24 protein-coding genes and 1 tRNA gene are annotated in these 26,449 nt (G+C 40.3%); 14 read left to right on the forward strand and 11 right to left on the reverse strand.

Annotated elements, in window-relative coordinates; all coding sequences use genetic code 11:
• Positions 1-192: 192 nt before the first annotated feature.
• The 7 genes from AC6RV6_RS20500 to AC6RV6_RS20530 form a co-directional block, all read right to left on the reverse strand.
• Positions 193-651: an SRPBCC family protein gene (locus AC6RV6_RS20500; protein ID WP_500242735.1), complete on the reverse strand. Its 459-nt coding sequence runs from the start codon at positions 649-651 to the stop codon at positions 193-195.
• Positions 652-667: 16 nt separating this feature from the next.
• Entirely contained in the window at positions 668-1,129 is a 462-nt protein-coding gene (locus AC6RV6_RS20505; protein WP_500242736.1) for a DUF2656 family protein, read from the reverse strand.
• A gap of 64 nt (positions 1,130-1,193) precedes the next feature.
• Positions 1,194-1,874 carry a hypothetical protein gene (locus tag AC6RV6_RS20510; RefSeq protein ID WP_500242737.1) on the reverse strand — a complete coding sequence of 227 codons (681 nt, stop codon included), beginning with the start codon at positions 1,872-1,874 and terminating at the stop codon, positions 1,194-1,196.
• Entirely contained in the window at positions 1,871-2,977 is a 1,107-nt protein-coding gene (locus tag AC6RV6_RS20515; RefSeq protein ID WP_500242738.1) for an AAA family ATPase, read from the reverse strand. The genes AC6RV6_RS20510 and AC6RV6_RS20515 overlap by 4 nt, the downstream gene beginning before the upstream one ends.
• A gap of 220 nt (positions 2,978-3,197) precedes the next feature.
• The gene (locus AC6RV6_RS20520) at positions 3,198-3,416 is read right to left on the reverse strand and encodes a hypothetical protein (RefSeq protein ID WP_500242739.1); all 219 of its coding nucleotides are present in this window, start codon (positions 3,414-3,416) and stop codon (positions 3,198-3,200) included.
• A gap of 38 nt (positions 3,417-3,454) precedes the next feature.
• Positions 3,455-4,165 carry a ribonuclease H family protein gene (locus AC6RV6_RS20525; protein ID WP_500242740.1) on the reverse strand — a complete coding sequence of 237 codons (711 nt, stop codon included), beginning with the start codon at positions 4,163-4,165 and terminating at the stop codon, positions 3,455-3,457.
• Positions 4,166-4,172: 7 nt separating this feature from the next.
• Complete coding sequence (locus AC6RV6_RS20530) at positions 4,173-5,576, reverse strand: hybrid sensor histidine kinase/response regulator (protein WP_500242741.1); 1,404 nt, start codon at positions 5,574-5,576, stop codon at positions 4,173-4,175.
• A gap of 354 nt (positions 5,577-5,930) precedes the next feature.
• Here AC6RV6_RS20530 and ispG point away from each other — a divergent pair, with 354 nt between their 5' ends.
• The gene (gene ispG, locus AC6RV6_RS20535) at positions 5,931-7,151 is read left to right on the forward strand and encodes a (E)-4-hydroxy-3-methylbut-2-enyl-diphosphate synthase (RefSeq protein WP_500242742.1); all 1,221 of its coding nucleotides are present in this window, start codon (positions 5,931-5,933) and stop codon (positions 7,149-7,151) included.
• 54 nt (positions 7,152-7,205) lie between these two features.
• On the opposite strand, the gene AC6RV6_RS20540 is transcribed toward ispG, so the two are convergent.
• Both AC6RV6_RS20540 and AC6RV6_RS20545 read right to left on the reverse strand, forming a co-directional pair.
• Positions 7,206-7,553 (reverse strand): hypothetical protein, encoded by a 348-nt coding sequence (locus AC6RV6_RS20540; protein ID WP_500242743.1) that lies wholly within the window; start codon positions 7,551-7,553, stop codon positions 7,206-7,208.
• Between the two features lie 94 nt (positions 7,554-7,647).
• Positions 7,648-7,923, reverse strand: coding sequence for a DUF1816 domain-containing protein (locus tag AC6RV6_RS20545; RefSeq protein ID WP_500242744.1), 276 nt, complete (start codon positions 7,921-7,923; stop codon positions 7,648-7,650).
• 171 nt (positions 7,924-8,094) lie between these two features.
• On the opposite strand from AC6RV6_RS20545, the gene AC6RV6_RS20550 reads away from it, so the two are divergent.
• The 6 genes from AC6RV6_RS20550 (at position 8,095) to AC6RV6_RS20575 (ending at position 16,377) form a co-directional block, all read left to right on the forward strand.
• Positions 8,095-9,558 (forward strand): alpha/beta fold hydrolase, encoded by a 1,464-nt coding sequence (locus AC6RV6_RS20550; RefSeq protein ID WP_500242745.1) that lies wholly within the window; start codon positions 8,095-8,097, stop codon positions 9,556-9,558.
• Between the two features lie 11 nt (positions 9,559-9,569).
• A complete protein-coding gene (locus tag AC6RV6_RS20555) occupies positions 9,570-10,163 on the forward strand; it encodes a hypothetical protein (protein WP_500242746.1) in 594 nt (197 codons plus the stop codon).
• A gap of 48 nt (positions 10,164-10,211) precedes the next feature.
• A complete protein-coding gene (locus AC6RV6_RS20560) occupies positions 10,212-11,642 on the forward strand; it encodes an FAD-binding domain-containing protein (protein WP_500242747.1) in 1,431 nt (476 codons plus the stop codon).
• Positions 11,643-11,786: 144 nt separating this feature from the next.
• Positions 11,787-13,238, forward strand: a complete 1,452-nt coding sequence (locus tag AC6RV6_RS20565; RefSeq protein ID WP_500242748.1) for a sigma-70 RNA polymerase sigma factor region 4 domain-containing protein — start codon at positions 11,787-11,789, stop codon at positions 13,236-13,238.
• 28 nt (positions 13,239-13,266) lie between these two features.
• Positions 13,267-14,721, forward strand: a complete 1,455-nt coding sequence (locus AC6RV6_RS20570) for a DUF1822 family protein (RefSeq protein WP_500242749.1) — start codon at positions 13,267-13,269, stop codon at positions 14,719-14,721.
• A 117-nt stretch (positions 14,722-14,838) separates the two neighbouring features.
• Entirely contained in the window at positions 14,839-16,377 is a 1,539-nt protein-coding gene (locus tag AC6RV6_RS20575; protein ID WP_500242750.1) for a WD40 domain-containing protein, read from the forward strand.
• A gap of 50 nt (positions 16,378-16,427) precedes the next feature.
• Here AC6RV6_RS20575 and AC6RV6_RS20580 read toward each other — a convergent pair whose 3' ends face one another.
• Entirely contained in the window at positions 16,428-16,763 is a 336-nt protein-coding gene (locus tag AC6RV6_RS20580; RefSeq protein WP_500242751.1) for a hypothetical protein, read from the reverse strand.
• Positions 16,764-17,018: 255 nt separating this feature from the next.
• On the opposite strand from AC6RV6_RS20580, the gene AC6RV6_RS20585 reads away from it, so the two are divergent.
• The 6 genes from AC6RV6_RS20585 to AC6RV6_RS20610 all read left to right on the forward strand — a co-directional run bounded on the left by AC6RV6_RS20585 (position 17,019) and on the right by AC6RV6_RS20610 (position 24,977).
• A complete protein-coding gene (locus tag AC6RV6_RS20585) occupies positions 17,019-17,273 on the forward strand; it encodes a hypothetical protein (RefSeq protein WP_500242752.1) in 255 nt (84 codons plus the stop codon).
• 148 nt (positions 17,274-17,421) lie between these two features.
• Entirely contained in the window at positions 17,422-19,029 is a 1,608-nt protein-coding gene (locus AC6RV6_RS20590) for a B12-binding domain-containing radical SAM protein (RefSeq protein WP_500242753.1), read from the forward strand.
• Positions 19,026-21,560: a CHAT domain-containing protein gene (locus AC6RV6_RS20595; protein WP_500242754.1), complete on the forward strand. Its 2,535-nt coding sequence runs from the start codon at positions 19,026-19,028 to the stop codon at positions 21,558-21,560. The genes AC6RV6_RS20590 and AC6RV6_RS20595 overlap by 4 nt, the downstream gene beginning before the upstream one ends.
• Positions 21,561-21,646: 86 nt before the next feature.
• On the forward strand, positions 21,647-24,214 hold the full coding sequence (locus tag AC6RV6_RS20600; RefSeq protein ID WP_500242755.1) for a CHAT domain-containing protein: 2,568 nt from the start codon (positions 21,647-21,649) through the stop codon (positions 24,212-24,214).
• A 99-nt stretch (positions 24,215-24,313) separates the two neighbouring features.
• Positions 24,314-24,577, forward strand: a complete 264-nt coding sequence (locus AC6RV6_RS20605) for a hypothetical protein (protein WP_500242756.1) — start codon at positions 24,314-24,316, stop codon at positions 24,575-24,577.
• A 121-nt stretch (positions 24,578-24,698) separates the two neighbouring features.
• On the forward strand, positions 24,699-24,977 hold the full coding sequence (locus tag AC6RV6_RS20610) for a hypothetical protein (protein ID WP_500242757.1): 279 nt from the start codon (positions 24,699-24,701) through the stop codon (positions 24,975-24,977).
• A gap of 98 nt (positions 24,978-25,075) precedes the next feature.
• Here the strand turns inward: AC6RV6_RS20610 and AC6RV6_RS20615 are convergent, their stop codons facing one another.
• Positions 25,076-25,723 (reverse strand): winged helix-turn-helix domain-containing protein, encoded by a 648-nt coding sequence (locus AC6RV6_RS20615; RefSeq protein ID WP_500242758.1) that lies wholly within the window; start codon positions 25,721-25,723, stop codon positions 25,076-25,078.
• Between the two features lie 335 nt (positions 25,724-26,058).
• On the opposite strand from AC6RV6_RS20615, the gene AC6RV6_RS20620 reads away from it, so the two are divergent.
• Positions 26,059-26,132 (forward strand) — tRNA-Arg (locus AC6RV6_RS20620).
• The last annotated feature ends 317 nt before the right edge of the window (positions 26,133-26,449 follow it).

Below are 26,449 nucleotides of genomic sequence, written 5' to 3' on the forward strand. Positions count from 1 at the left end.
TGTACTATTTTTTTCTTCCCTCATATTGTACCTCATATGTTCAAGAAACGCTATAACTTTAGCTGAACTTTAATTAAAATCAACTTTAATTTATCTGAGCTTGATATGCAGATCCTGAAAATCCCTGAAGTACATAGGAACTTGTTTACGTTTCATAAAGAAAAGTAACTTCAAAATAAATTTAACCAATAACTAAGAGACTGTATTCTGTTCGCATTCTCGTTGCGTGACTTCATGGCGATAGCGAAACATCTCCCGCAAGCGCGACTCTACCCACCCCCCGAGGAAAAATTCTGTCAACCATCCCCCCGGAAGTTCGTAAGCGATCGCGTCGGTTAATCTTGTTTTACCTTCCTCGTCGTCAAATTGGTGACGATGAACCCAAGAGACGAGGGGACCCTCGATCTGTTCGTCTGTAAAAAAATGATAGGGTTTGCACTGGGTATGATGCGCCACCCAAGTGACGGGAATCAAACCGAGAAAGAGACGAAATTCAGAAATTGCCCCCACATCTAAACCTCCTTCTCGGCGAATAATCCTTACGGGTTGCCAAGGAGGGGTTAAAATTTGCAAAATATCGGCTCTTTCGTGAAAATTCCAAACAGTCTTGACAGAAGCATCGATAAGGGTTGAGTATTGAAAATTCAACATGGGGGAACGGGTAGCGTTAGACTTGGACTTCAACTCGGAAAATCGTGGGTTTGCGATCGTTTTCTTCCTGCCAATTAATTGAGGCAAGAAAATCAGCAATTGATTCGGTTTCGACAACATCTACTCCCCATTGTCCCGTTTGCAGGCTATTGGGATCGGAACTGGTGACGGGGGTTTGTTTCTGTCCGGCGAGAAGAAGAAGATGGTAAGAGTCTTTAGGGTATACTTTTTGTGCTTTTCGAGTTTCTGCAAAGATTTCTGCACAAATTTGTCCGACTTTTTGAGGTTCTATCTGTTCTGGATCGAAGAGTAATTCAACCATCCAATGAGAATGGGTTGAAGCGAGACAGTGAATCTCATTGTTAGCACCCAATCCCTCTATAAAAATAGCAGTAAATGCGTCGCGAGAGATTTCGGGGACAATTGCATCGGTTAACGCAAAATTATGGGCGAGGAGCATTCGGCCTTTGAATATCATGGTTAAGTCTTAAACTTTAATGCTACGGCATCGAATATACCAAAAAAGGGAGTTAACTTACAAGTTAAAGGTTTGTTTTGACGCGATCGCAAAACTCGATAAATTTCCCAAAAGTTTTTAAGTGTTTGGGGCATTGTTGAATTCTCAACTGTAATTGTTCTAAATAAAATTTTTCTTGAACATCGCTAGGCTTTCCTTTAGAATAATTTTTATGGTTGGCTCGGAGAAGTTCTTTGAAATATGCTGCATGAAATTGAGAATGAGTATTAAATTTTTTATATTGTCCCATTAATTCTGGATCTTTTTCTGAGATATTATAATAGTGAATATAATTCCGGAGCGGAACATCGAGAAAATCCTTCCGAAAGATTGTTCGATTGCCTAAAAACCAAGTTTCAATGCACCGATTTTGTACGATGACGATGAGTTTTGCTGTTTTCAATGTTAATTGATGGTCGTCTAAAACTGCAAAGATTTCTTTTTCTCGTTCCTCCACGGTATTCTCGTCAGCATCGAGACAAACCACGAGATAATTGTATGTTCCATTGGCGTTAATATCTGCGATCGCATTAGGAAGCGTTCGATTCTTAATACGAGGATAACCATCTGCACTAAATATATAATAACTTTTTTGGGTTACTTTATTAAAGTTCTTGACTCGCTTGAGTTGTGGTAGTAAATAAGATAACCAGCGAGAATAAATTATTTTTTCTGTACGTCCTTCAACCAAAAAATACAAATTCATATTGACTCAAATCCCTCCACTTCAATTCCTTCTGCATACTCGTCTGAGTTAATCAACTGCATAAAAGCATCATGTTTAGAATGACCTAAATCTAAATCTTTTGCATTTCTCACGGTGACAACTCCACCTCGACGAGTAACAATTCGCCAAGATTTCATATCAATATTATTAATAATATAAGGATGATGGCTGGTGAGAATAAATTGTAGATTGTCATGAGCAATGTTTAATTCTTCTATTATAGAACTTAGACAATTAACCCCGAAACTATTTTCAACCTCATCAATTAATATTGTACTATGTTCGGACACAAGACAAAGCTCGGTAACATAACTTAATGCTTTTAACATTCCTGAAGATAGCGAATCTATAAATATCCATTTTTTATTACCTCTTTCTTTAAATTGAAGTGCATAACGTTTATCAGTATTTATAGGATTGAAATCTGTTAATTCTTCTATTTTAATATCTTCTATTTGAAAAAAGATTTCTCTAAAAATATTTTTGATTCTTACAAAAGCTTGAGGATTGTTGAAATATAAGTCTATTATTTTGTAACTATATAAAAATGGTTCAGATAGAATAGATTGACTTGTTTTTTGTGCGAAAATCTTTTTAATTTCTCTTTCAATTTGTTGTATTGCTTCTTTCTTTAGCGAGGACAAAGATAACAGGCTTCGTGCAACAGGAAAAGATATACTATTATCAATTGTAGGAGCGATAATTTTATGTAAATGCCTTTCCAGAATTAATTCTTGTTGGACATAGATAAACTCATCGAGAATTTGATAATCAACTCCAGAGAATAACCTCTGTTCGCTTTCTTCACTGAGAATATAAGCTTTATTATTGTCCTGAATCTCAAATTCTCCACACCAACGATATTCATTGCCATTTTCGGCTTCAAAAGTAATATCCCACTGTATGCCATTGCAAGAAATACCGCTTGCGATCTTTTTTAAGTTAGCGATCGCATCTAAAATCTTAGTTTTACCTACTCCTGAAACACCGACCAATAAAACCAGATCGAGATCGTCAAAATCTATCGGTTCTAATTTCCAATCTCTATATTTATCGTGATAGGCAAACCGTTTAATCTTCATACTTCATAACTAGAGAATGATTCCCATAATAATTAAATTATCGAAAGCGATCGCATATCAAAATCAACGGCAAGCAAAAAGGATACTTCTCAGTTCAATTGTACCAAGAAAGGAATTTCTAGAAAACTTTCCCGATCTATCAACTGTGGAAAGAAGAGAGTAATGGTAGATGCACCCCGATGGCAAATCCCTAATTCATCAGATGAGTTAGGGATTTTTTTTACTCAGCGATCGCAAAAGAATTCACCTCCAAAACCGGACCGATCGCGGCAAACGTCATCACATCTTCGCGAATTTGTCCGGCAATTTTCACCTTGAGTCCATTTTGACAGAGTTCTGAGGGTGCGTCCTGCAATTCATAAGTTTCCCCCGACTCTGCCACTAATGCCCAAGCACCTGTCCCAATATCCTTCCGTTCGATCGTTCCCACAATCTCCATTTTGAATTAATCCTCAGCGATTTAGCTTCAACTGTAGCTTATTCTTCCTCCCCATTTAAAGCCTGTTTGGATGCTGCAACCGCTAAGCGATCGACGCGATTATTTAAAGGATCGCTTGCGTGTCCTTTCACCCAAATCCATTCGACTTGATGAACTTGAGAGAGGCGATCGATTTCCGACCATAAATCCCGATTCGCTTTGCGCTTCCAGTTTAATGTCATGGTATTAACAATGAGTTGACTATCTGTATGCAAATACACTAAACAAGGATATTTTAAAGCATTTAAGGCTTCAATAACTGCTGTCATTTCCATGCGATTGCTCGTTGTTGTTTCCTCTGCCGAACCCGATAATTCTTTATAATGTTCGCCATATTTTAAAATAGCCCCCCATCCTCCCGCACCGGGATTTCCCGAGCAGGCTCCGTCGGTATAAATAATCACTTCTTTTCGCGATGAATCTGAAGATTTAGAGAAAATGGAAGGCGGAATCTTAACTTGTTTAGCAACTTTTTGTTGAATATTTCCCTCTTTGTTTTGAGGAGAAGATTTCTTTAAATGCTTATTTTTCAAAGCGATAAATTCTGTTGCTATTGTACAATCGATTTCCCGACCGATCAAGGCTTCTTTCCAACCCGATTGCAAGGGATAACCAACACCTAAAAGTTCTAATTGTGCCTTCGACCAACTGCCGCGATCGCTTTGTCCTTCTCTAAGAAAGTTTTCTGTTAATTTAACTTTTTCTGACATCACAATATTAATAAACCATACTGATTTGTGTTGTTTCTTGTGGGTTAATTTCCTTCAGTTCAAGAGGTAAAGAAATAATAAATTCCGTACCCTTGCCTATTTCAGATTGAAAAGCGATCGTTCCTCCATGTTTTTCTTCAATAATTTGTTTGCTCAAAGCTAACCCCAAACCCGTTCCTTTACCCACTGCTTTTGTTGTAAACAAATATTCAAAAATCTGTTTTTGAATCTCTTCTTCAATCCCAACACCATTATCGCGAATCCGAATCCGAATAACTTTACCAATTTCAGAATCTTCTCTTATATCTGTTGCGATCGCAATTTGCTTTTTTTCTCGATTTTTGTCTTCCTCTAAAGCATCAATCGCATTGCATAAAATATTCATAAAAACTTGATTGAGTTGCCCCGGGAAACATTGCAACAAAGGAATATCGCCATATTCTTGAATGATTTGAATTTCCGAACCTTCTCGATCTCCTTTGAGGCGATGTTTTAAAATAGTTAGCGTACTCTCGATTCCTTGGTGAATATCAAAATCCACCTTGAACTTGATATCTTTCCGAGAAAAAATGCGGAGAGATTCGCTAATTGCATCAAGACGTTCTACGCCTCGATTCATAGCATCAAATAGTTTAGGAAAATCTTTTAATAAATAATCAAGATCGATTTCTTCAGCATGCTCTTGAATTTCAAAACTGGGATTGTTTAACTCATTTTTGTATAATTGTAAATGTTTTTGTAAATGCTGTAAATATTCTTGACCATGTTTTAAATTACCATGTAAAAACCCTAAAGGATTATTGATTTCATGGGCGATGCCAGCAACCAACTGCCCCAATACAGACATCTTTTCGGCTTGCACTAACTGAAGTTGTGTTTGTTGAAGTTCTGCGACTTTCAAATTAAGAACTTGATTAAGGCTCTCGAGTTCGCTATTAGTCTGTTGCAGTTGTTGATTTTTTTTAATAAGCTCCTGACTTTGTATCGAGTTGACCTTTTGTAATTTTTGCTGGAATTTATAGAGTTGAATGTGGGTTGACACGCGCACTAAAACTTCTCTAAATTCAAACGGCTTGGTAATATAGTCAACTCCCCCTACTTCAAAACCCTTAATTCGACTGAAAGCTTCATTTAAAGCACTAATAAAAATAATAGGTATGTCACTCGTCCTGATATCTTGCTTTAATTGTTGACAAACTGAATAACCATCCATTTCTGGCATATTAATATCCAACAAAATGAGATCGGGAGGATGTATTTTTGTTGTCGAGACAGCTAGCTTTCCTGTAGAAACAGGGCGAACCTTGTAACCACTCCGACTTAATAAATTATCCAATAACCGTAAATTATTTGGGTTATCGTCAACAATAACAATATTGCCTTTATAAGTTTTTGTTGTCGCTTTATCCATTGGGATCTAAAGTGGGTTTTAACTGGAAGATTGAATGAGACTTTTTTGTATCATAATAGAATTATCCCCAAATTTTTTTGCGATCGCGTTACTTCACTTGCTCGATCGATCTCGATTGTTGGACTCACAATTTATCGTTAACTCTTAAGTTGAATTAACATAAGATTATAACTCCATTTTATCAGAAGGCAAAATCAAAAATTTTTGTAAAAATGGAGCGAAAATCAGGAGAATTACGGAAAGAACAAAAATATTGCATCAATCGCCCTGTTGCGAATTAGTCATAGATGGGGAGCATCTCGGCGGTATGATAACAAATGAAGATCATTTCGCTACCCTAGTTCGCGAGCCGTTATGCAAACTCTCGATTCCCCCAAAGTCGCTGCATCTCCCGTGCTGACTGATACTGCCATTCATCGACGTAAAACCCGCTCTGTTCCCGTCGGCGATGTCATCATTGGTGGCGGTCATCCTGTGGTCGTGCAATCCATGATCAACGAGGATACCCTCGATATTGACGGTTCGGTTGCTGCCATTCGCCGCCTGCATGAAATTGGTTGCGAAATCGTCCGTGTTACCGTTCCCAGTATGGCTCATGCGAAAGCCTTAACGGAAATTAAGCAAAAACTGCTTGCGACTTATCAACCGGTTCCTCTCGTGGCTGACGTTCACCACAACGGTATGAAAATTGCCCTTGAAGTTGCCAAACACGTTGATAAAGTTAGGATTAATCCAGGATTATACGTTTTTGAAAAACCGAAAGCCGATCGCAACGAATATACCGAGATAGAATTTGCAGATATTGGCGATCGCATTCGAGAAACCCTCGAGCCATTAGTGATCGGTCTGCGCGACCAAAATAAGGCGATGCGGATCGGGGTTAATCACGGTTCTCTGGCCGAACGGATGCTATTTACCTATGGGGACACCCCGGAAGGGATGGTAGAATCTGCCCTCGAGTTTATCCGGATCTGCGAATCCCTGAATTACTATAATTTGGTTATTTCCCTGAAAGCCTCCCGCGTTCCCGTTATGCTGGCCGCCTATCGTCTCATGGTGCAGCGCATGAACGCATTAGGAATGGATTATCCCCTGCATTTAGGCGTGACAGAAGCAGGAGATGGAGAATACGGACGGATTAAATCCACAGCCGGGATCGGCACTCTTTTGGCCGAAGGAATCGGCGATACCATTCGCGTTTCTTTAACCGAAGCCCCCGAAAAAGAAATTCCGGTGTGTTACAGCATTCTGCAAGCCTTGGGATTGCGGAAAACCATGGTTGAATACGTCGCCTGTCCATCTTGCGGACGCACGCTATTCAATCTAGAAAGCGTCTTAGATAAAGTTCGCGCAGCCACGAAGCACCTCACGGGTCTAGATATTGCTGTCATGGGCTGTATTGTCAACGGTCCGGGGGAGATGGCTGATGCTGACTATGGCTATGTGGGCAAACAAGCAGGGTCTATTGCTCTCTATCGTGGTCGGGAAGAAATTAAGCGCGTTCCTGAAGATCAAGGCGTAGAAGAATTGATTAATTTGATTAAAGCCGATGGACGTTGGGTAGAACCAGATTAATTGTTAGTGATTAGTTGCTGTTTGAATCCCAATAACCAATAACCAATAACTAACCTATTGACTATCTGCTTCTTCGCCAGCCAGCAAATTCTCGAAGCGTTCCTTTGACCACCGTTCGTTAAAATAGGCAACGGCTTCGATCGCCGATAAGCGAACTAACCATGTGGTGCGACGATACGCCTTATCCTCCACTTCTTCTTCGTCAGAGGTAGACAGAGCAAGGAGTTCAACAAACTCCCAATCCAAATGAATGGGAACGCCAGCAAAACTATCGTTATTAGTCTCAATGCGAACTTTTGTACCCTGTTGCAAAGCTTCCTCGAGTCGTTCGTAGAGGAGATTTGTCGAGTAGCAAAGGGCATTCCGTACCGCGTTGGAAAGACGTTTGAACGATTCGTGCATTTTCTTCTTAGCGTTTGACGGGACAAGGGCGAGGTCGCCCTTACACCTTATCATACGCTTTGCGATCCCGCTCTTTCCCGATGGGGGAGTGGGATTAGGCGAAAGAGGGGGACGTTGGCGATCGCTTGGAGGAGTCTTCCTCAAAAACAGTTAAGTTTTTGGGTTTGCATTGCGCGATCGCATATTTAATGTTGCTGGCCCCTTCTCGTTCTAAATCTTCAAGATATCCGGGTAAATTTTTCTGGGCTTCTCCTGCATGGGTAAAAGGTCCAAAATAATACAAGCATTCAGGTGCATCTGTTCTGATTTCGATCCAGTAGGCCAAGCCGAGACACTCTAATAGGGACAGAGAAAGTTCGGATAATCTCATGGTTTTCTCGAGTAGATGTGCAGGTGATGGGATAAACGACTAAATTTTAGGCCAACTCTAGAAAAAAAGAATGAAAATCTGGTGAAGAAGGTTTTTGCGTATATTTATCTTTTGCATTAAAATCATGCAAAATTTTTTCAATATAGTCATCAAGCGATCGCAATCCAAAAAATGAAAATAGCTCCTAAATTCTGCAATTATTATTTCTCAATTTCGGCAATAATAACTTGTTTGTTACAATTTCCTCTTCAAGCAAGTGAAGCGATCGCAACTCATACTTGTGCTGAGTTTGATATTCCTTCCACTGTACAAAATGCAAGTTGCGGTTACGTCACCGTCCCAGAATTTCACGATCGCACTCCAGAAAAACACTTTAAACTTGCCTTTGTTTTACTGAAAAGCACGAGCGATCGACCCGACTCAACTCCCTTGATTATGGAACAAGGAGGACCCGGTGCCTCCAGTTTTCTGAGAATTCGACGCTTTACCCCAAACGGAATTTTATTGCCTTTGCAAAAACAACGAGATATCCTTTTCATCGAACAGCGAGGAGCCTATTATTCTCAACCCTATTTACCATGCGATCGCGATGAATTCCCCACAATATGCAAGGAACGTTGGGAAAGTGAAGGAATTAATCTCGATGCCTTTAATATGGTGCAACACGCTCATGATATTGCCCTCGTAGCCCAAACTCTTGGTTACGATCGCTTTAACTATTACGGTACTTCTTACGCCTCCCAACTTGCGCTCTATATTTTACGCCAATACCCTCAACGACTTCGCACTATTATCCTCGATGCGACTATTGCTACTGACTCTGATATTGGAGCTTATCAATTAGAGAGTTTTAGTCGTGCTTTGAGGAATATTTTTCGAGCCTGCGATCGCGATCGTCTCTGTCAGCAAAATTATCCGCATTTAGAACAAAAACTCACCAATCTACTGAAAAAATTGTACCAAGATCCTCAATTTCTAACAATTCCTCTTGAAGAAGAAGAACAAGAACATTATTATCTCAACAGCGATAACTTCATATTTTTCGTGCGCGATTTTCTCTACGATGCCCATCAATATGCCCCTCAACTTCCTCGCCTCATTCACGATTTGAGTGCCGAAGACTTTACGCTTTTTAAAAATATCTATCGCCAGCGTCAGCGTCGCCTAGAAGCCTTTTCTATTGCGAATGGAATGCGTTTTGCAACAATATGCGCCGCCCCTAATCCTCCTATCCCTTTTCTCGCCTTATACCCCCCACTATCTTTTCTCAAAGAAATTCTATCTATCTCAAACACACTATCTAATTTTTGTCAACTTTATCCCGTAACATCCCTTCCCCAAAGCGTTTACGAACCCATTCGCAGCACTATTCCGACCTTGATTTTGCATGGAGAATACGATCCCATTACCCCTTTACCCTATGGCGAATATGTTGCCCGTTTTCTCAGCAATGCCTATGTTTTTGAATATCCCGGTTTGGGACATGGCGTTCTAGAACAGGGAAATTGTCCTGTTATCATGGCATTAGAATTCCTCGATCGCCCTCAAAAAGCCCCCGATCGCAGTTGTATTGCTAAGATGGGTCAATGGGGAATCTGGGAGAATATTCTGCTTCCGAATTCTGAACTTAATTAGAGGGAGTCAAAATGTTAGAGAATCTCGATCGCGATACAATCTCCAATGATGAATTAATGGCCACGATCGAACAAGAATTAAAAATTATTCAGGGATTTTGCCAAGAAGAAAAAGTCGAACATTTCCCACCGACATTACAAGTTTTAGATTCGGAAGGACGCTGGCAATTTTTAGAAATTCCCAACGAACCAGATTTTAATAATTCTGTCAATCGTCGTCAAATCTTGGCTGAGTTGGGTTCAATTTTTTATCAAGCATGGGGTCGAGATATTTGCCCGATGATTGTTATGCTTTCTTCGGAAGCATGGATGAAATCTTTTTCAGAGAATTCTCAACCCAACCCCTATCGAACCCCGAGCGATTATCCCGATGCGATCGATTCAATTGTCGTGCAAAGTATTACTTTAACTAAATCTGAGATCGATGCAGAAGATAATCAGCCGCGTGCTTGTTTGGCAGTCTTAGAAATTAAACAAAGACAACCTTATATTCAATCAGATATCTTAGTCAAACCGACTATTACACCCGCAGATAAAGATAGCACGGATTTACTCAATCATTTTTATTTAGGATGGATGCAACAAAGTTTATCTGAAGAAAATTAATAATTGTTTACTTGTTATTGGTTACTTGTTATTGGTTGTTAGCAAACTATGTATATTTTGTTTTGGCATCGTTGCGATCTGCGGATTGAGGATAATTTGGGATTGAGTGCCGCTCGAGAATTAAGCCGTAAAATTATCGGCGTTTTTTGTCTCGATCCGAATATTCTCAAAGGGGATAATATTGCACCAGCGCGAGTGACTTATATGATCGGTTGTTTGCAGGAATTACAGGCAAATTATCAAAAACTTGGCAGTCAACTTCTTATTATTTACGATGAACCCGATCGCGGGATTTCTAGACTCGCAGCAGCTTTAAATTGTGAAAAAGTTTTTTGGACTTTAGATATCGAACCCTATTCGCGAGAACGCGATCGCAAAGTTAAGCAAGCATTAGAATCTCAGGGAATTGAAGTTCAAACCTATTGGGATAAATTGTTACACGCACCCGGTACAATTCAAACAAGAGCAGGACAGCCTTATACAGTTTATACCCCCTTTTGGAAGAATTCCAGCCAACAGAGAAAACAAGAACCCTCTCAGCCTTTAGAATCGCTATTAGGATTAAATGAAGCAGAAAAATTAGCCGCTAAAGAAGCCGGGGCAATCTCATTACCCACTGCAAAAGATTTAGGTTATATTTGGGAAAATGGTTTTATTTTAGAACCGGGAGAAACAGCAGCAAAAGAGAGATTAGAAGAGTTTTGTCATTCTGCTTTATTCAATTATAACGAACAGCGAGATTTTCCTGCGATCGATGGCACATCGCGACTAAGTGGGGCGTTAAAATTTGGCGCGATCGGTATTCGTACAGTTTGGCAAGCCACGCGTATTGCTTACGAGAATTGCCGTAGCGATGAAGCAAGAAAAAATGTACAAAAATGGCAACAAGAAATTGTTTGGCGAGAATTTTATCAACACGCTTTATACTTTTTTCCCGAACTGGCAAAAGGTCCGTATCGCGAGATGTTTCAGGATTTTCCTTGGGAAAATAACGAGGATTATTTTCAGGCATGGTGTCAAGGAAAAACAGGTTATCCTATCGTTGATGCTGCCATGCGACAATTGAATGAAACAGGGTGGATGCACAACCGATGCCGCATGATTGTCGCAAGTTTTTTAACGAAAGATTTAATAATTGATTGGCGTTGGGGAGAGAAGTATTTTATGCAAAAATTATGGGATGGAGACCTAGCCTCTAATAATGGGGGATGGCAGTGGAGTGCTTCAAGTGGAATGGATCCAAAACCATTACGCATTTTTAATCCTGCCAGTCAGTCGAAAAAGTTCGATCCAGAAGGAGAATATATTCGCCAATGGGTGGATGAATTGCGCTCTTTCGATCCAGAGTATTTAGTAACGGGAAAAATTCCACCGTTGGAATTACAATATTGCAGTTATCCTGCTCCAATTGTCGATCATAATCAACAGCAACGTAAATTCAAAGCGATTTACAAATATGTAAAATGTCAAGAAATGTAACAATCTCTCTCGAAAACTCCCTCAAATTCAAAATTCTTTTATCTTTCCTGCATAAACTTTCGCGAATCCTCCCAAAATAACGATAGACTCTCCCACAATCTATTCAAAAACTCAATCAAATGTGGATTTTAGCTTCTCGGGAGGATGCTAAACGTGCATGACTCCTTACAACTCGTACACCTTTTTTCGCGCTTTCCTTGGTTTAACGATACCGGAAACCACTATCGTCTCAGTTGGCGATCGCATCCGGTATTACACAAGAATATGCAACGTTTTCTCGACAATCACAATAACCCTTCGGAAGATAGATGCGCAAGATATTTTTTACAACTGCTACAAGAGGCGATCGCACCAGAACATTCTCACGATCTGATCTATGCTCAAAAACACTTAACTGCTTATCTTTGTAGGAGCAGCTATATCGTAGCAAGAAGTCTACAGCAAAAGTATCAAAAAATCGAATTTTTTCAACATCGTTACGATGAACGAGATTACTTACAAATTGCAATGCAATATGCGAACGATCCTTGTAAATTACTCGGTGGATTTGACTTTCAGCGCAGGCATAAAGATGGCAAACTCTATTTTGTTAAAACTTTTGCTAAAGCTGTCCTAGAACGCAAAGTTAAAGATGAATTGTATAAATACAATCAAGAAAGTATCCTCGGTAAATATAAGGATTGGGGGATTCTCCGATATGATACCACCTTCAAAGAACTTAAAGTTGCCTTACAGAGCCACATTGATGAAACCAAAATCGAACAATATCTTTTTGTTTGGCATTGTTTTAAAGAAATTTGCAAACCCGATCGAAAACGTAGCGATCGCGCTTCACCGCCTCCAAATTTTCAAGAACTTCAAGATCTCGCCCATCTTTACCAAAATCACTATTTATCTCTAGCCTCTTCTGAGGCGGTTGTCAAGGAACAACAAATCGAACAAATGCTGCAAACTTGTATTAAAGCGATGCAAAATCATCGCAAATTGAAACTGTATTATCCTGATGGAGTTTTAAATATTGAGAACGATCGCGATCGCTGGGATGAAGTTTTTATGAATAGAAACGAATGGGTTGAAAATATTCCTTTAAACTCCATTGCTCGAGAAGAAGAACAAGATGAAATAGCAACGCTCGTTCGGGCTTCTTTTGAGAGCTTATCATCGGAAAATAAAACCTTGCTCGTGTTATGGCAAGGGCTAAACTTAAATCAAACGCAAATTGGGCTTGTTATCGATCTGCCTCAGTATACTGTTAGCCGGAGACTTAAAAAAGCACGCCAATTAATGCTGAAAGAATTCAGCCAAAGAATTCAAAAACATTTTAGCGATCGCAATCTGAATAGTGACGCGATCGAATGTGTCAAAGAACAAATGGAAGAAGTTCTCGCCAAACAATCTCGGAATTTTTTCAAATCTCTGTTACCAGAATTCGATCGCACTATTTCTCGTCATTTACCGATCTCTGGCAATCGTTCCGATCCAATGCTGAAAATTAAATTTTCCCAGTCTATTTCTCAAAGATTAAATTTAAACAGCAAGAACCTTAGCAAAGTTGCAGACGATCTCGATACTTTTTTGCAAGAAAATATTAATTAAACCTTCAAATTTCAAGGAATACAAAATCATGTCTTTTACTCTCGAACAACTTATTGAAATTTTTCCCGATCGCCTTTGGCTTGGATTTTCCTCAGAAGAACGAGATCGAGCTTGGACACAAGTTCAAAACTATTCTAATCAGTCTTCTCGTTGGACTGCATATCTCAATCTTCTCTGTTTAGAAAGTTTTCTTCAATACATTTATAGCGATCCCGATCTGCAAAATGAACCATTAAAGATCTGTTTTAGCGATCTAGAAAAAACAAAGAAAAGCAGTCTTTGGGAATTTATTAATGGAACGGCTATTGAAATTGGCGATCGCCGACTCATTCTCCTGCCTCGAGATACAGTCAGTTCAGATGAATTTTCTATCCCTTGGGAATGGGTTGATATTCCTACACTTGCTGGAGATTACTATCTGGCTGTTGAGGTTAACTTAGAACAGCAATGGCTGCAATTTTGGGGCTATACAACTCATCAAAAAATTAAAGCAAAAGCTTTCTATGAAAGTCGCGATCGCACTTATAACTTAAATAAAGACGATCTTATCGAGGATATTGAAGTGTTGTGGGTTGCACGGGAAATTTGTCCTCCCGAACGAGCAAAACTTGAGGAACTTAAATTACCGAATTTAGGAGAGCGAGAGCAAAAAGATTCTATCGCAAAATGGAGTCAAATTTCAACATATTCTCCTCGTTTGGAATTAAATGAGAAGGAACTATTAACATGGGCAGCTTTATTATCGAGCGATCGCGAGCGTTTAGATTTGTACGAACGTCGTCTTAATTCTCAGTCAATTATTTGTTTAAGTCAATGGTTAAAAGATGTTTTTGAAGATGGCTGGCAGATATTAGAAGATATAGTAGATAATATTAGCGAAACTGCAAATGATGCTGCTATGAAACCAGTTTATGCGTTCCGAAATAAGAATGCAAGCGATCGGAAAAACTCTATTTCCACAATCCCTGTAATTGTCAACCTTTTAAAAACCAATCAGACACCAGAAATTCGCTGGCAAGCAACTAATTTTTTGGGAGAAATAGGACAAGGACATGCTGACGCGATTGCTGTATTAACCGATATTGTTCGACAGGAAAACGATCCAGATTTTCGTCGTCAAGCGGCTGTAACTTTGAAAAAAATCGATCCTCAGAATGTTTCAGGAGGCGTGCGACGAGCAAAACTTATTGATTTTGGGATTAAATTTGATATTCATTTAATGGCTTTAATTGTGACTCTTGTTCCAGATAAAGATAGTAAAGTACAGGTTCATTTTCGGATTACTTCCCTAAATTCGCAAGATTGTTTACCCGTAGATTTACAATTAGAAATTTTGGATAAAGACGGTCAAATTTTCGATCGCGTCGTATCGCGTCAGGCAGACAATATCATTCAATGCGGATTAAAATGCGATCGCGGCGATATGTTTAGTATTAAAGTCATGTTGGGAGATGCTTGTTTCCAAGAAAAGTTTAGATTTTAATGACTTAGATTTTAATGACGAGGATGCGATCGCGAAATTCCTCTATATTTTGTTGAAATTGCTTAATTTTGAATTACTTATAGGGTATCCTAAAATTAACTTAAGGTGTCGCTTACTATGAGTAATCTCGATCGCGATTACGAAATCCTCGAACTTCAACCCGGTGCATCCCTCGAGCAGATCAAACAGGCTTATCGCAGGCTGGCAAAAATTTGGCATCCGGATCGTTTTATCGATGCACCTCATTATCAACAAGAAGCAGCAGAAAATTTTAGACGCATTACTGAGGCTTACGAACGCTTAAGAATAGTTCAATTAGATACAAAACAATATCCTGATTCAACAGGAATTAAAGCTCATCCCACCAGTCCAGAATTTTACTACAATCGCGGTATAGACAATGCAGGAATTGAAGCGTATGAAGATGCTTTAGCTGACTTTTCTCGTGCAATTCGACTCAAACCCGACTATCTTAAAGCCTATCAATATCGCGCCTTTCTCAATGAAAAATTAGGATATGAAAATCGAGCAAAATCTGATTTTGAAAAAATAGCCGAATTGACAGGAAAATCACCTAAAGCACCAAAAAATAAATCTTCTAAACCGCAATCTTCTCCTAAGTCTCCTATTCCTGAACCTCCTATTCCCGAACCTCCTATTCCCGAACCTCCTATTCCCGAACCTCCCATTTCCGAACCTGCTATTACCGAACCTGCTATTACCGAACCTTTTATTACTGAACCTGCTAGTTTTAGTAAACTTGTTTGGCAACAAACTAATATTATTAAAAAACATCGTGGGAGAGTAAATGCAATCGCGATCGATCCGAAAGGAGAATTTTTTGCCAGTGGTAGTAGTGATAAAACAATTAAGCTCTGGACAATGCGATCGAATCAACTGATTAAAACTTTAAAAGGACATTCTGGGGAAGTTAAAGATCTAGCGATTAGTTCTGATGGCGTAATTCTGGCTAGTGTCAGTAGCGACAAAACAATTAAACTTTGGAATCTCAAAAAAGGTCATCTTATTCGCACTTTTGGAGGACTCTTTTCCGGTCATTTTGATGTAGTTTCCTGTGTTACATTTAATCATAACAGTCAAATTATTGCGAGTGGAAGTTGGGATCGAACTGTGAGACTTTGGGATATTGATACAGGAAAAGAACTCGATACATTGAAAGGATATGGTGAAAAAATTAATGCGCTAGCTCTGAGTCCTAATGGTAAAATATTTGCTAGTGGAGGACTCGAACATAATGTACGTTTGCGACAAATTCAAACCGGAAAATTAGTGCGATCGCTGAAGATGAATTCTGCTATTTTAACTGTAGCTTTTAGTCCCGATGGCAAATTCTTGGCAACGGGAGGATATGATTGTACAATAAGATTATGGTCTTTAGATACAAAAGAAGTTCCTTTGACTTTACTCGGTCACGGCGATTGTATTTCTTGTCTCGCTTTTAGTCCTGATGGTGAAATTCTTGCTACTGGAAGTTGGAATGGTATTATTATTCTTTGGCACGTTAAAACAGGCAAAAAAATTGTCAAAATCAAAGAAGATTCCTCGGATATTTTATCTCTTGCTTTTCATCCAGAAGGAAAAATTTTAATTAGCAGTAGTGCAAATAAAATTATTCGTATTTGGCAAAGCCTTTGAGCAATGAAAAGTGAATAATGAACACATGACAACAACTAAATTAATAACTCTTAAAAAAGAGATTCAAATTCCGATCGCAGGCGCTCAATATTAGCAACTCTTGCAACAATTAAGTTATTTCCTTCCAGTTTATCGAGTTCGAGTTTCCATCTTTTGATTTTGTCTTCATGATCGAGCCAAAAATTAACAATCTCACTAACAACATTATCCCAATTCCAATCCGGTTTTTGCCAAACCATTTCAGTAGAATTGATGAAGCTATCTAATGTACAATCATAACTTCCTAAATAGGCTTTAGCCCGATCGCGAGTCTGTTCGACTTGTTGTTGATATTGAAAAAATTGGATGACTGGACTAACACCAATGATATCAAACGAATAAGGCATGATAAAGAAGGGTTAACTCGTTATTTGATTTGTCTCTATTTTAAAGTCTTTTTTCATTTTGTAGGTATAAAATGTAACATTTATTGATTTTTTGGACTTGTTTTGAATTAGCACTCTTAAGGTTAGAGTGCTAATTTATTTATCTATTCTCAAAAGAAAATTTCAGGATTTTCTTAGCACTCAAAAACGGAGAGTGCTAATTTTGTTTTGCAATTTTCCTAATTGATTAAATATATTTAAAGAATATGAGAAACAATGACTATTTTCACAGAAATCGATCGCTTGCACGTCGCGATCGCAGGAGCAAGTCAAGGAATCGGTTTGGGATTTGTCACTCAGCTTTTACAATATCCATGTATCGCCAAAATTTACGCAACTTATCGCGATCGGGATACTGCGTCTCAATTATTCGCTTTACAAGTCAAGCGATGGATATTACCGACGAAATGCAGATTGCTGAAGCAGCACGACACATTATTCAGAATTCCTCTAGACAATCTGTTACGCTAGATAGAAGAAAATTACAAATTCACCTCGAAAACATCCAGAGTAGCAAATTGCACGATCGCTAAATTCTCAATTTCAACTTTTTTCTCGCTATTCAACTCAATCGCTGCAACTGGCACAGTTTCTTAAGCTATCCTACCTCAGAACAAGAATGATAATTTTCCCAGAAGAGAAATATTTATTTACTCCCGTACCTAAAAATACAAATCCGATCTCTTTGATTTTTGCCTTTCCCAATGAATATACGATTGGGATTTCCAGTTTGGGCTATCAGATTGTTTGGTCTACATTTGCTTTAAATCCAGATGTAGCAGTCAGCCGACTTTTTACGGATATTGGCGAATCTTTACCGCGAAATCCCGAATTTTTAGGATTTTCCGTATCTTGGGAACTCGATTATATTAATATTTTAAATTTATTAGAATCTTTGCAAATTCCCCTTCGCAGTCGAGAGAGAGAAGAAAAACATCCTCTTATTTTTGGTGGCGGTTCTGTTTTAACCGCAAATCCCGAACCTTTTGCCGACTTTTTTGATATCATTCTGCTAGGAGATGGTGAAGAACTTCTCGATCGCTTTATTGCCGCTTATCAAGAAGTTCGTCAAAGCGATCGCAAAACTCAATTAAAACATTTAGCAACAATTCCGGGCATTTATATTCCCAGTTTATATGAAGTTTGCTATCGGGATATCGAAGGAGAAATCGAGTCTATTTTGCCTGTAGATATTGATATTCCTACAACTATTCAAAAGCAAACTTATCGCAGTAATACGTTAGCCGCTTCTACTGTTGTGACCCCGAAAGCAGCATGGGAGAATATTTATATGGTAGAAGTAGTGCGAAGTTGTCCGGAAATGTGCCGTTTTTGTTTAGCAAGCTATCTAACTTTACCTTTTCGGACAGCAAGTATTGAAGAGTCTTTAATTCCGGCGATCGAACGAGGATTAAAAGTTACCGATCGCATCGGTTTATTAGGCGCATCTGTTACCCAACACCCGGAATTCGATCGCTTATTAGATTATATCGCACAGCCGCAATATGACAACGTTCGCCTCAGTATTGCCTCAGTTCGCACCAATACCGTTACAGAAAAATTAGCCCGAACTTTAGCCAAACGAGATACGCGATCGCTTACGATTGCCGTTGAAAGTGGCTCAGAAAAAGTGCGAAGAATTGTGAACAAAAAGTTGCAAAATGATGAAATCGTGCAAGCTGCAATTCATGCTAAAGCCGGTGGACTAAAAGCCATGAAACTCTATGGAATGGTGGGAATACCGGGAGAAAATACAGCAGATATCGAAGAAACTGCCCAAATGATGAAAACATTAAAAAAAGCCGTCCCCGGATTGCGATTGACCTTGGGCTGTAGCACTTTTGTTCCCAAAGCACATACGCCCTTTCAATGGTTGGGAGTCAATCCCGAGGCACAAAAACGCTTAAAATATTTACAGAAACAGTTAAAATCAAATGGGATGGAGTTTCGCCCAGAAAGTTATAATTGGTCTCTGATTCAAGCCTTGATTTCTCGAGGCGATCGCAGGCTTACCCCATTATTAGAACTGACTCGGCATTATGGCGATTCTGTAGGAAGTTATAAACGAGCCTTTAAAGAATTGCGAGGCAAACTTCCCTCTTTTGACTATTACGTTCATCAGGATTGGAAACCCGATCGAGTTTTGCCTTGGGAGCATCTACAAACTGCCCTTTCGCCTGCGATTTTACGCAAACATTTACAAGAAGCGATCGACAATTCTCAATGAAAAATTCTCAATTCTCAATCAAAGCGATCGCGCGTCATTTTCTGACCGGTTTAGGCGCGATCGCAATTTGCTTGACCCCTTTTTCTCTTCTCGCAGAAGAAATCGATAATATCAGGCTCGAACGCGCTCGCACAACCCTAGAAACATTTCCAGCCGATCTTGAAACAGCACAACAAGAAGGCAAAGAAAGCGAACTCTTTGCTTTATATGGTGGCGGAGATGCTTATTTATATATCGGTAATTTTAGAGAAGCTAAAAAACTATTTACCCGAGCGCTCCAACTATCTCGAGAACTCGGCGATCGCCATTTAGAATATGGCAGTCTCCAACAATTAGCCACAGTTCATGTCAAACTGGGAGATATTCAAGGATTAAATTTCTTAGAAGCAGAACTCGCAGCCGCAACAGATATAGAAAGTCGCAAAATTGTTTTAAATATTTTAGGAACTTCCTATTTTGGTTATCTTGGCGATGCGACATTTGCCGATTCCGTTGATGTTTGGCAAGAATATTTACAACTGGCCAAACAAACCAATAATATCGAAGAACAAGCCGAAGCTCTCTTTTTTTTGGGGCAAATTCATGCCAGAGAACCCTATTTTCCCCGCGCGATCGATTACTTGAAACAAGCGATCGCCCTCAGAGAAACCCTTTCCGACTCCTCCTCACTTCCGGGTTACTTGGCTCATCTTGCCAATGCTCAGCGATTAAATCAAGATTTTACCGCCGCCCTTGCATCAACCGATCGCCTGGCCGCAATATTTCGCACTTTAGCCGCAGAACTTGGGGTAGACAGCAAAATCCAAAAGCAATGGGAATTAAGCGTTCTCAAAGATCGAGCCATCATTCACACGGCAGCGAGAGACTACGAAAAAGCGATCGCGACTTATCAGCAAAGAATCGCGATCGCCCGAGACATTTCCTCAGCGATCGATGAAGCCAGCAGCCTCGATGCCTTAAGCAGTAATTTTTTCTGGCAGGGAGATATCGCCAAAGCCTTAGAAACCCAACAAAAAGCCTTAGATCGCTACCTCGATTACATCCGAGCCAATAATTCATCTCTCTTTTCAGCAATTCCCACAGCCCGAGAAAAACTAGCTTTTCTGCTCTTACGTTTCAATCGCATTCAAGAAGCAGAAAAAAGTTTACAATTAGCCCTTGATGAATACGATATTTGGTACAAGCAATACTTTCAGGATGCGAATTCAAGCAGGCTACCCACCGATATTATTAACATTTGGGGTCAGGCCGCTTTCACCGATACTTACAGTTTATTGCAAGAAGTTTTACTCAAGCAAAATCGCGTAGAAGCAGCACTAGAAGCTTCTGAAAGCGGACGCGCTCGGGCTTTTTCGCAATTGATCGCCACTCGCTTGCAAGATTCTCCCCATCTTGTACGAGATATTTCCCCACCCAATATTGCAGAAATTAAAGCGATCGCGAAAGCCGAACAAACAACCATTGTTGAATACAGCGTTATTTTTGAATACAACAAATATTTTGTTAATCCCATTGGTCGCAACACCTCTGATAATCTTGCTAAAAAATTGTATATTTGGGTCGTGAAACCCACTGGAGAAGTGCATTGGCGAGAAGTGACCCTCGAAGAAGATCTCGTTAAATTAGTCCGGACGGCTCGAGGGGCGATCTCTTCGAGCAAGCAACTCACTCGCCGTCTGCAAGTTTCCCTGCAAAAACTGTATCGAGTTCTCATCGAACCCATTGCCGAATTTTTACCCACCGATCCGAGCGATCGCGTTACTTTTATTCCCCAAGATATTCTCTTCTACGTTCCTTTTCCCGCCCTCGTTAATGCTGAAGGTCAATCATTAGTCGAAAAACATACCATTCTTACGGCTCCCTCCATCCAAGTATTATCCCTTTCGCGGCAAACTCAAAACCGCTTGACTCCCAATCAAAAAGCCTTGATTGTTGGCAACCCCGATATGCCCACTTTACCGAGAACTCCCGATCTTCCCCCTCAACCTCTCATCAGTTTGCCCGGTGCTGAAGAAGAAGCCAAAGCGATCGCGCAAATGTTTAACGTGCGCCCTCTCATCGGCTCTACCGCTACTGAAGCCAAAGCGATCGCCCAGATGAAAGATGCAGGCATTATTCACATTGCCACTCATGGAATTCTTGACTATTCCGGCTTGCTCGGCTCATTGGCTTTTGCACCCACCGAGGATGATGACGGCTTCTTGACAGCTCGAGAAATTGCCAACCTCGATATCGATGCCGAATTGGTGGTTTTAAGTGCCTGCGATACGGGACGAGGAGAATTAAGCGATGGCGATGGCGTAATTGGCTTAGCGCGGGCTTTTTTGGGAGCAGGGGCGGCTAATCTCGTTATCTCTCTATGGCCGATTCCCGATGCAGCAACTGCTATTTTCATGACAGAATTTTATCGCAGTTGGCAAGGAGGCATGAGTAAAGCAGAAGCCTTACGACAAGCCATGCTCGCAACCCGAGAGCAATTTCCCAACCCGAAAAACTGGGCGGCTTTTGCGATCGTTGGGACAGGGGATTAAATTATGATTGACTCGGCCAATCATTCAGAATAGATCTATCGTGAAAATATCTTTAAAATGACCTTCTTGTAACAATACAACCAGCCATGAAAAAAATTCTCTCAATCAAAGCGATCGCGCGTCATTTAATAACAGGTTTGGGAGTTCTGACAATTTGTTTTTCTCCCTTTCCCAGTTTGGCACAAGAAAGCTATCCCAGACTCGAACGCGCTCGCCAAACAATTGCAGACTTTCCAGCCAATCTCGAAGCCGCACGACAAAAAGATAAAGAAGAAGAGGCCTATGTTCTCAATCAAGTCGGGAGCGCTTATCTTGAAGTCGGGAACTATGAAGAAGCCAAAAAGCATTTAACAATATCCCTCCAACTCTATCGAGAAATCTACGCTTCAGACACAAAAGAAGAAGGACTTGCCGCCTTTTTATTCCGACCGATGGAACGGGAGGTTTTTGACTCGCTGGTCATTGCTCACGAGAAATTGGGCGATGTTCAAGGATTAAATTTTCTGGAATCGGAATTAGCGGCTACTACGGATATAGACCGCCGCAAAATGATTTTAAATGTTTTAGGGATTTCTTATAATGGTTATCTTGGCGAGGCCACTTTTGCCGATGCCGTTGAAGTTTGGCAAGAACATCTACAACTGTCAAAACAAACCAACGATCGTCTCGGACAAGCTAACTCTTTCTTTCATTTAGGGTACATTTATGTCAAACTCAACGATTACGATCGCGGGATTGAGTATCTAGAACAAGCTATCCAAACGATTTCCCTCAGCGACCAATTCTATGAATATGGAGCGATCGCAATGTACTTAGCGCATCTTTCTGAATATCAAAAACAAAATGGAGATTTTGATGCCGCCCTTACCACCCTCGATCGCGAACGAGAAGCCCATCAAACTCTCGATCGCATGGTAGGAAAAAAGGATGTAGATTACCGAGGCTGGGGCTTAGTTCGTCGCTCTTATATTTACACCGCCGCCGAAGATTACGACAACGCGATCGCCGCCTTGGAACAAAAAATTGCGATCGAGCAAGAAGATTCTGAGGATTCGGGAAAGGGCAATCTTTTTGGGCTGTTGAGCAGCAATTTGTTCTGGAAGGGAGATTTAACCCGAGGGATAGAAATACAACAACAATCTATAGATCGCCATCTGGCCGTCTACCGAAAATATCCGAATTCTATTTTTTCAGCCCTCCCTTCAGCCCGAACCAAACTTGCTTTTTTTCTCCTCCGTTCCGGTCGCCTGCAAGAAGCAGAAAAAAGTTTAGAAATCGCCCTTGAAGAATACGATATTTGGTATAAAAAATACCGCGCTAGTGTTGATTCGGGTCGATTATCCACCGATCGCTCTAACTTATCCGGACAGAATACTTTCACAGATCCTTATCGCTTGCAACAAGAACTTTACATTGCTCGCGATCGCGTAGAAGAGGCCTTAGAAGCCTCGGAAAGCGGACGCGCTCGTGCTTTCTCCCAATTAATGGCACGTCGCTTGGAAGATAAATCCCATCCGCTCATCGAGTTTTCCTCCCCCAATATCGAAGAAATAAAAGCGATCGCTAAAGCCGAACAAACGACTATTGTTGAATACAGTATTATTTTTGATGTCAATCCACATCTTTTTACCAACAATGCTCGCTATCGCGCTAAAAGAGTTGCCAAAAAACTTTATATTTGGGTGGTTAAACCGACTGGAGAAGTTCATTTTCGCGAAGTGCCTCTCGAAAAAGATTTAATCAAATTGGTTCGTCAAGCAAGAGGCGCGATCGCCTCGAGCAAGCAATTCTCTCGCCGCTTGCAAGTTTCCCTGCAAAAGCTGCATGGGGTACTCGTCGAACCCATTGCCGATCTCTTACCTACAGATCCAAGCGATCGCGTTACATTTATTCCTCAAGAGATACTCTTCTACGTTCCTTTTCCTGCCCTTACCGACTCTAACGGCCAATCTTTAATCGAAAAACATACCATTCTCACTGCACCTTCCATCCAAGTTTTATCCCTCTCTCGCCAAATTCAAGAGCGTCTCAAACCCAATCAAAAAGCCTTTGTGTTGGGCAATCCCGATATGCCAACGTTACCGAGAACGCCCCATACCGATCCTCATGTCCTTGACAGTTTGCCCGGTGCGGAAACGGAAGCCAAAGAAATTGCTCAAATGTTCGGCGTAAAGCCTATTATCGGTTCTGCGGCCACAAAAAACAAAGCGATCGAGCGTATGGAAAAGGCTGGAATTATCCATATCGCCACCCACGGACTTCTCGATCGCTCCGGTTTGCTCGCATCTCTAGCTTTAGCCCCCACTCCCGACGATGATGGCTTCTTGACCGCTCGCGAAATTGCCAATCTCAACCTCAATGCAGAATTGGTCGTGTTAAGTGCTTGCGATACGGGGCGAGGACAGTTTTACGATGGCGAAGGGGTGGTCGGCTTGGCAAGGGCGTTTCTGAGTGCAGGATCGTCTAATCTGGTCATGTCTTTGTGGCCGGTTCCCGACGCGGCGACTGCTGTTTTGATGACGGAATTTTATCGCAGTTGGCAAGGGGGTATGAGTAAAGCAGAAGCCTTGCGACAAGCTATGCTCGCCACCAAAGCGCAATTTCCCAATCCGAAAAACTGGGCGGCCTTTGCGATCGTAGGGACAGGTCATTGAGTTGTTACAAATCTTTACAATAAAGGTATTGAGAATTGCTTGCTTTTTTTAGACATGACATATAGAATACCGCATCCCCAAAAAAAAAGAGGTGTTCTGATGGCCATTTCTACTCACTCTACTTTGATTGCAGGCGATCGCGTTAAAACATTAATTAGCGATCTCTCGCTCCAAGAAAAAAAGCAACTGGTTAATGAATTACTAAGTACTGATGACCTCAAAGAAGTCTGGAATGATGTCTTTGATACTCGTATCGAACACTATTTGCAAGCGGAAGGAAATTTAGGTGACATTTTTGAGAGTCTTGCCGATCGCATCGGTGAGGGTTTAGTTATTCCTCAAGTTGCCACTCATTTGGCGTAAGCCTTGTTGTGGATGATTTTCCCTCGCGTTCGCACAAAAAAGTTGAACGTGCCTTGTGTTTTTTGATAATGACGTATATAATTATGCGTCCCCTACTAAGAGTAAGAGAGGTATCCGAATTATGATTTCTACCAGCGATACACTATTGAGAACTTCACGAGCAGGCGATCGTGTTAAAAGCCTCATTGAAGATCTCTCCTTGCAAGAAAAAAAGCAACTCGTTAGCGAATTGCTAGGTACTGATGAATTAAAAGAGATGTGGGATGAAGTCTTCGGCAACAAAATCGAGAATTACTTGGAAACCGAAGGTAAACTTTACGACATTTTTGAGAGCCTTGCCGATCGCATTGGCAAGACTGTAACTTCTCAAGAAGAAATAGAAATGTCTTTATCTCACTAATTTTTTCTAATGAGGAGGAGATATCCCTCATATTGGAAACTGAAAACTAACTCAATTGAAATTTTTAGAAATCTCTAGTTTCTAGAATATCTACTGAATTAATCCTTAGTTTTCCTCAAAGCCTTATTTTTCAAAGCCTTAGCAATATAGATGGTTTTCCCTTGGCTAATTTTTTCCATCTCCTCGCACAAGGTTTTGAAACGAAGGTTTTTTTTCTTTAGAAAACATAAATGGGCAATAGTTAGCTTGATAAAATGCGAGGAACTTTCTGTTTCTAGTCGATCGTTGTTTGTTTCTACATTTTTTGGGGGAATATTTTTTTGAGCTTTTAGTTCGGGGAAATTAAGAGCTAGACTTAATTCCAACCAATCCAGAGCATTTAAGATCAGGTATACTGCCTCGGAAGTAGAGCGATCGAATTGAAATTGAATGGGAGAACATCGTTTCCCTCGAGGTCTTCGCCGCGCCGGACGACCGAGAAATGCCATTACTCGCCGCAAAAACTTGGGGACAAAGAAAGAATTATTATGAGTAATCAACCATTTTTGGTCATAACGCAATATCCCTTCTTCCTTTAAGCGAGAAATTTGACGCTCGACTTGCCTTCGACTGCGCCCGAGATTGCTGGCAATCTCAGAGGTACTAGCTTTAGGATTATCATCGAGATATTCGAGGAGACGAAGGCGCGTCTTCTTACCCTGGTCGTGACTTTTCCAATGTTCGGGAGAGAATTCCATCGCACGCATTTATCATTTTTCTTATGATAAAAGATTGCTCAGAAACTCGCGAACCAGAATATTCTGCGATCGTTTTGTAAGATATCAAGCACATCAACCCCTTGAATTGTCTGAGTTGTAGATACTTTGCTACAATAACCCTAAATACTCATCATTGTCAAGAAAAAACCTTTTGCGTATATTTTTTTTTCGGAAAACAGTCTAATTTCAAGATAAGAGCAAACCCTATTTTGTGTCTGCTCTAGATTCACAGCAGCGTTGCGGAGTAGTATCGCACCATGAAATCGTTGCCATGTCCGGTCGTTCTCGTTACAATATCAATGCTGTCAACCGAAAACGTTTTTGCTTCCATAGCTCAATTGGATAGAGCAACCGCCTTCTAAGCGGTAGGTTACAGGTTCGAGCCCTGTTGGAAGCGTATAGGACAAGCCTTTATCAGTTAACCATTCTCGATAATTCTCTCAATCAGAATAAAATATTTTATCTCAACTCCCTTGCATTTTCTCCCATCGTAGTTCGTTAAAAAGGAAGTAAGAGTTAAGAATTATAACAAAAAATTATACCCTAGATTTTTTATTATAATCAATACTGATTATTTGACGGAGGGCTTGCGATCGCAAACGATTTACAGTTCATCATTAAAATAAACCTTCTTGTTAATCAGGAAATGTATCTTTGATTAATAAGTTTCTTTTCCTAATAGCATAAAATCTTGACGATCGCAGACTTTGTAGG

It is taken from the genome of Spirulina sp. LEGE 11439, from assembly GCF_059821285.1.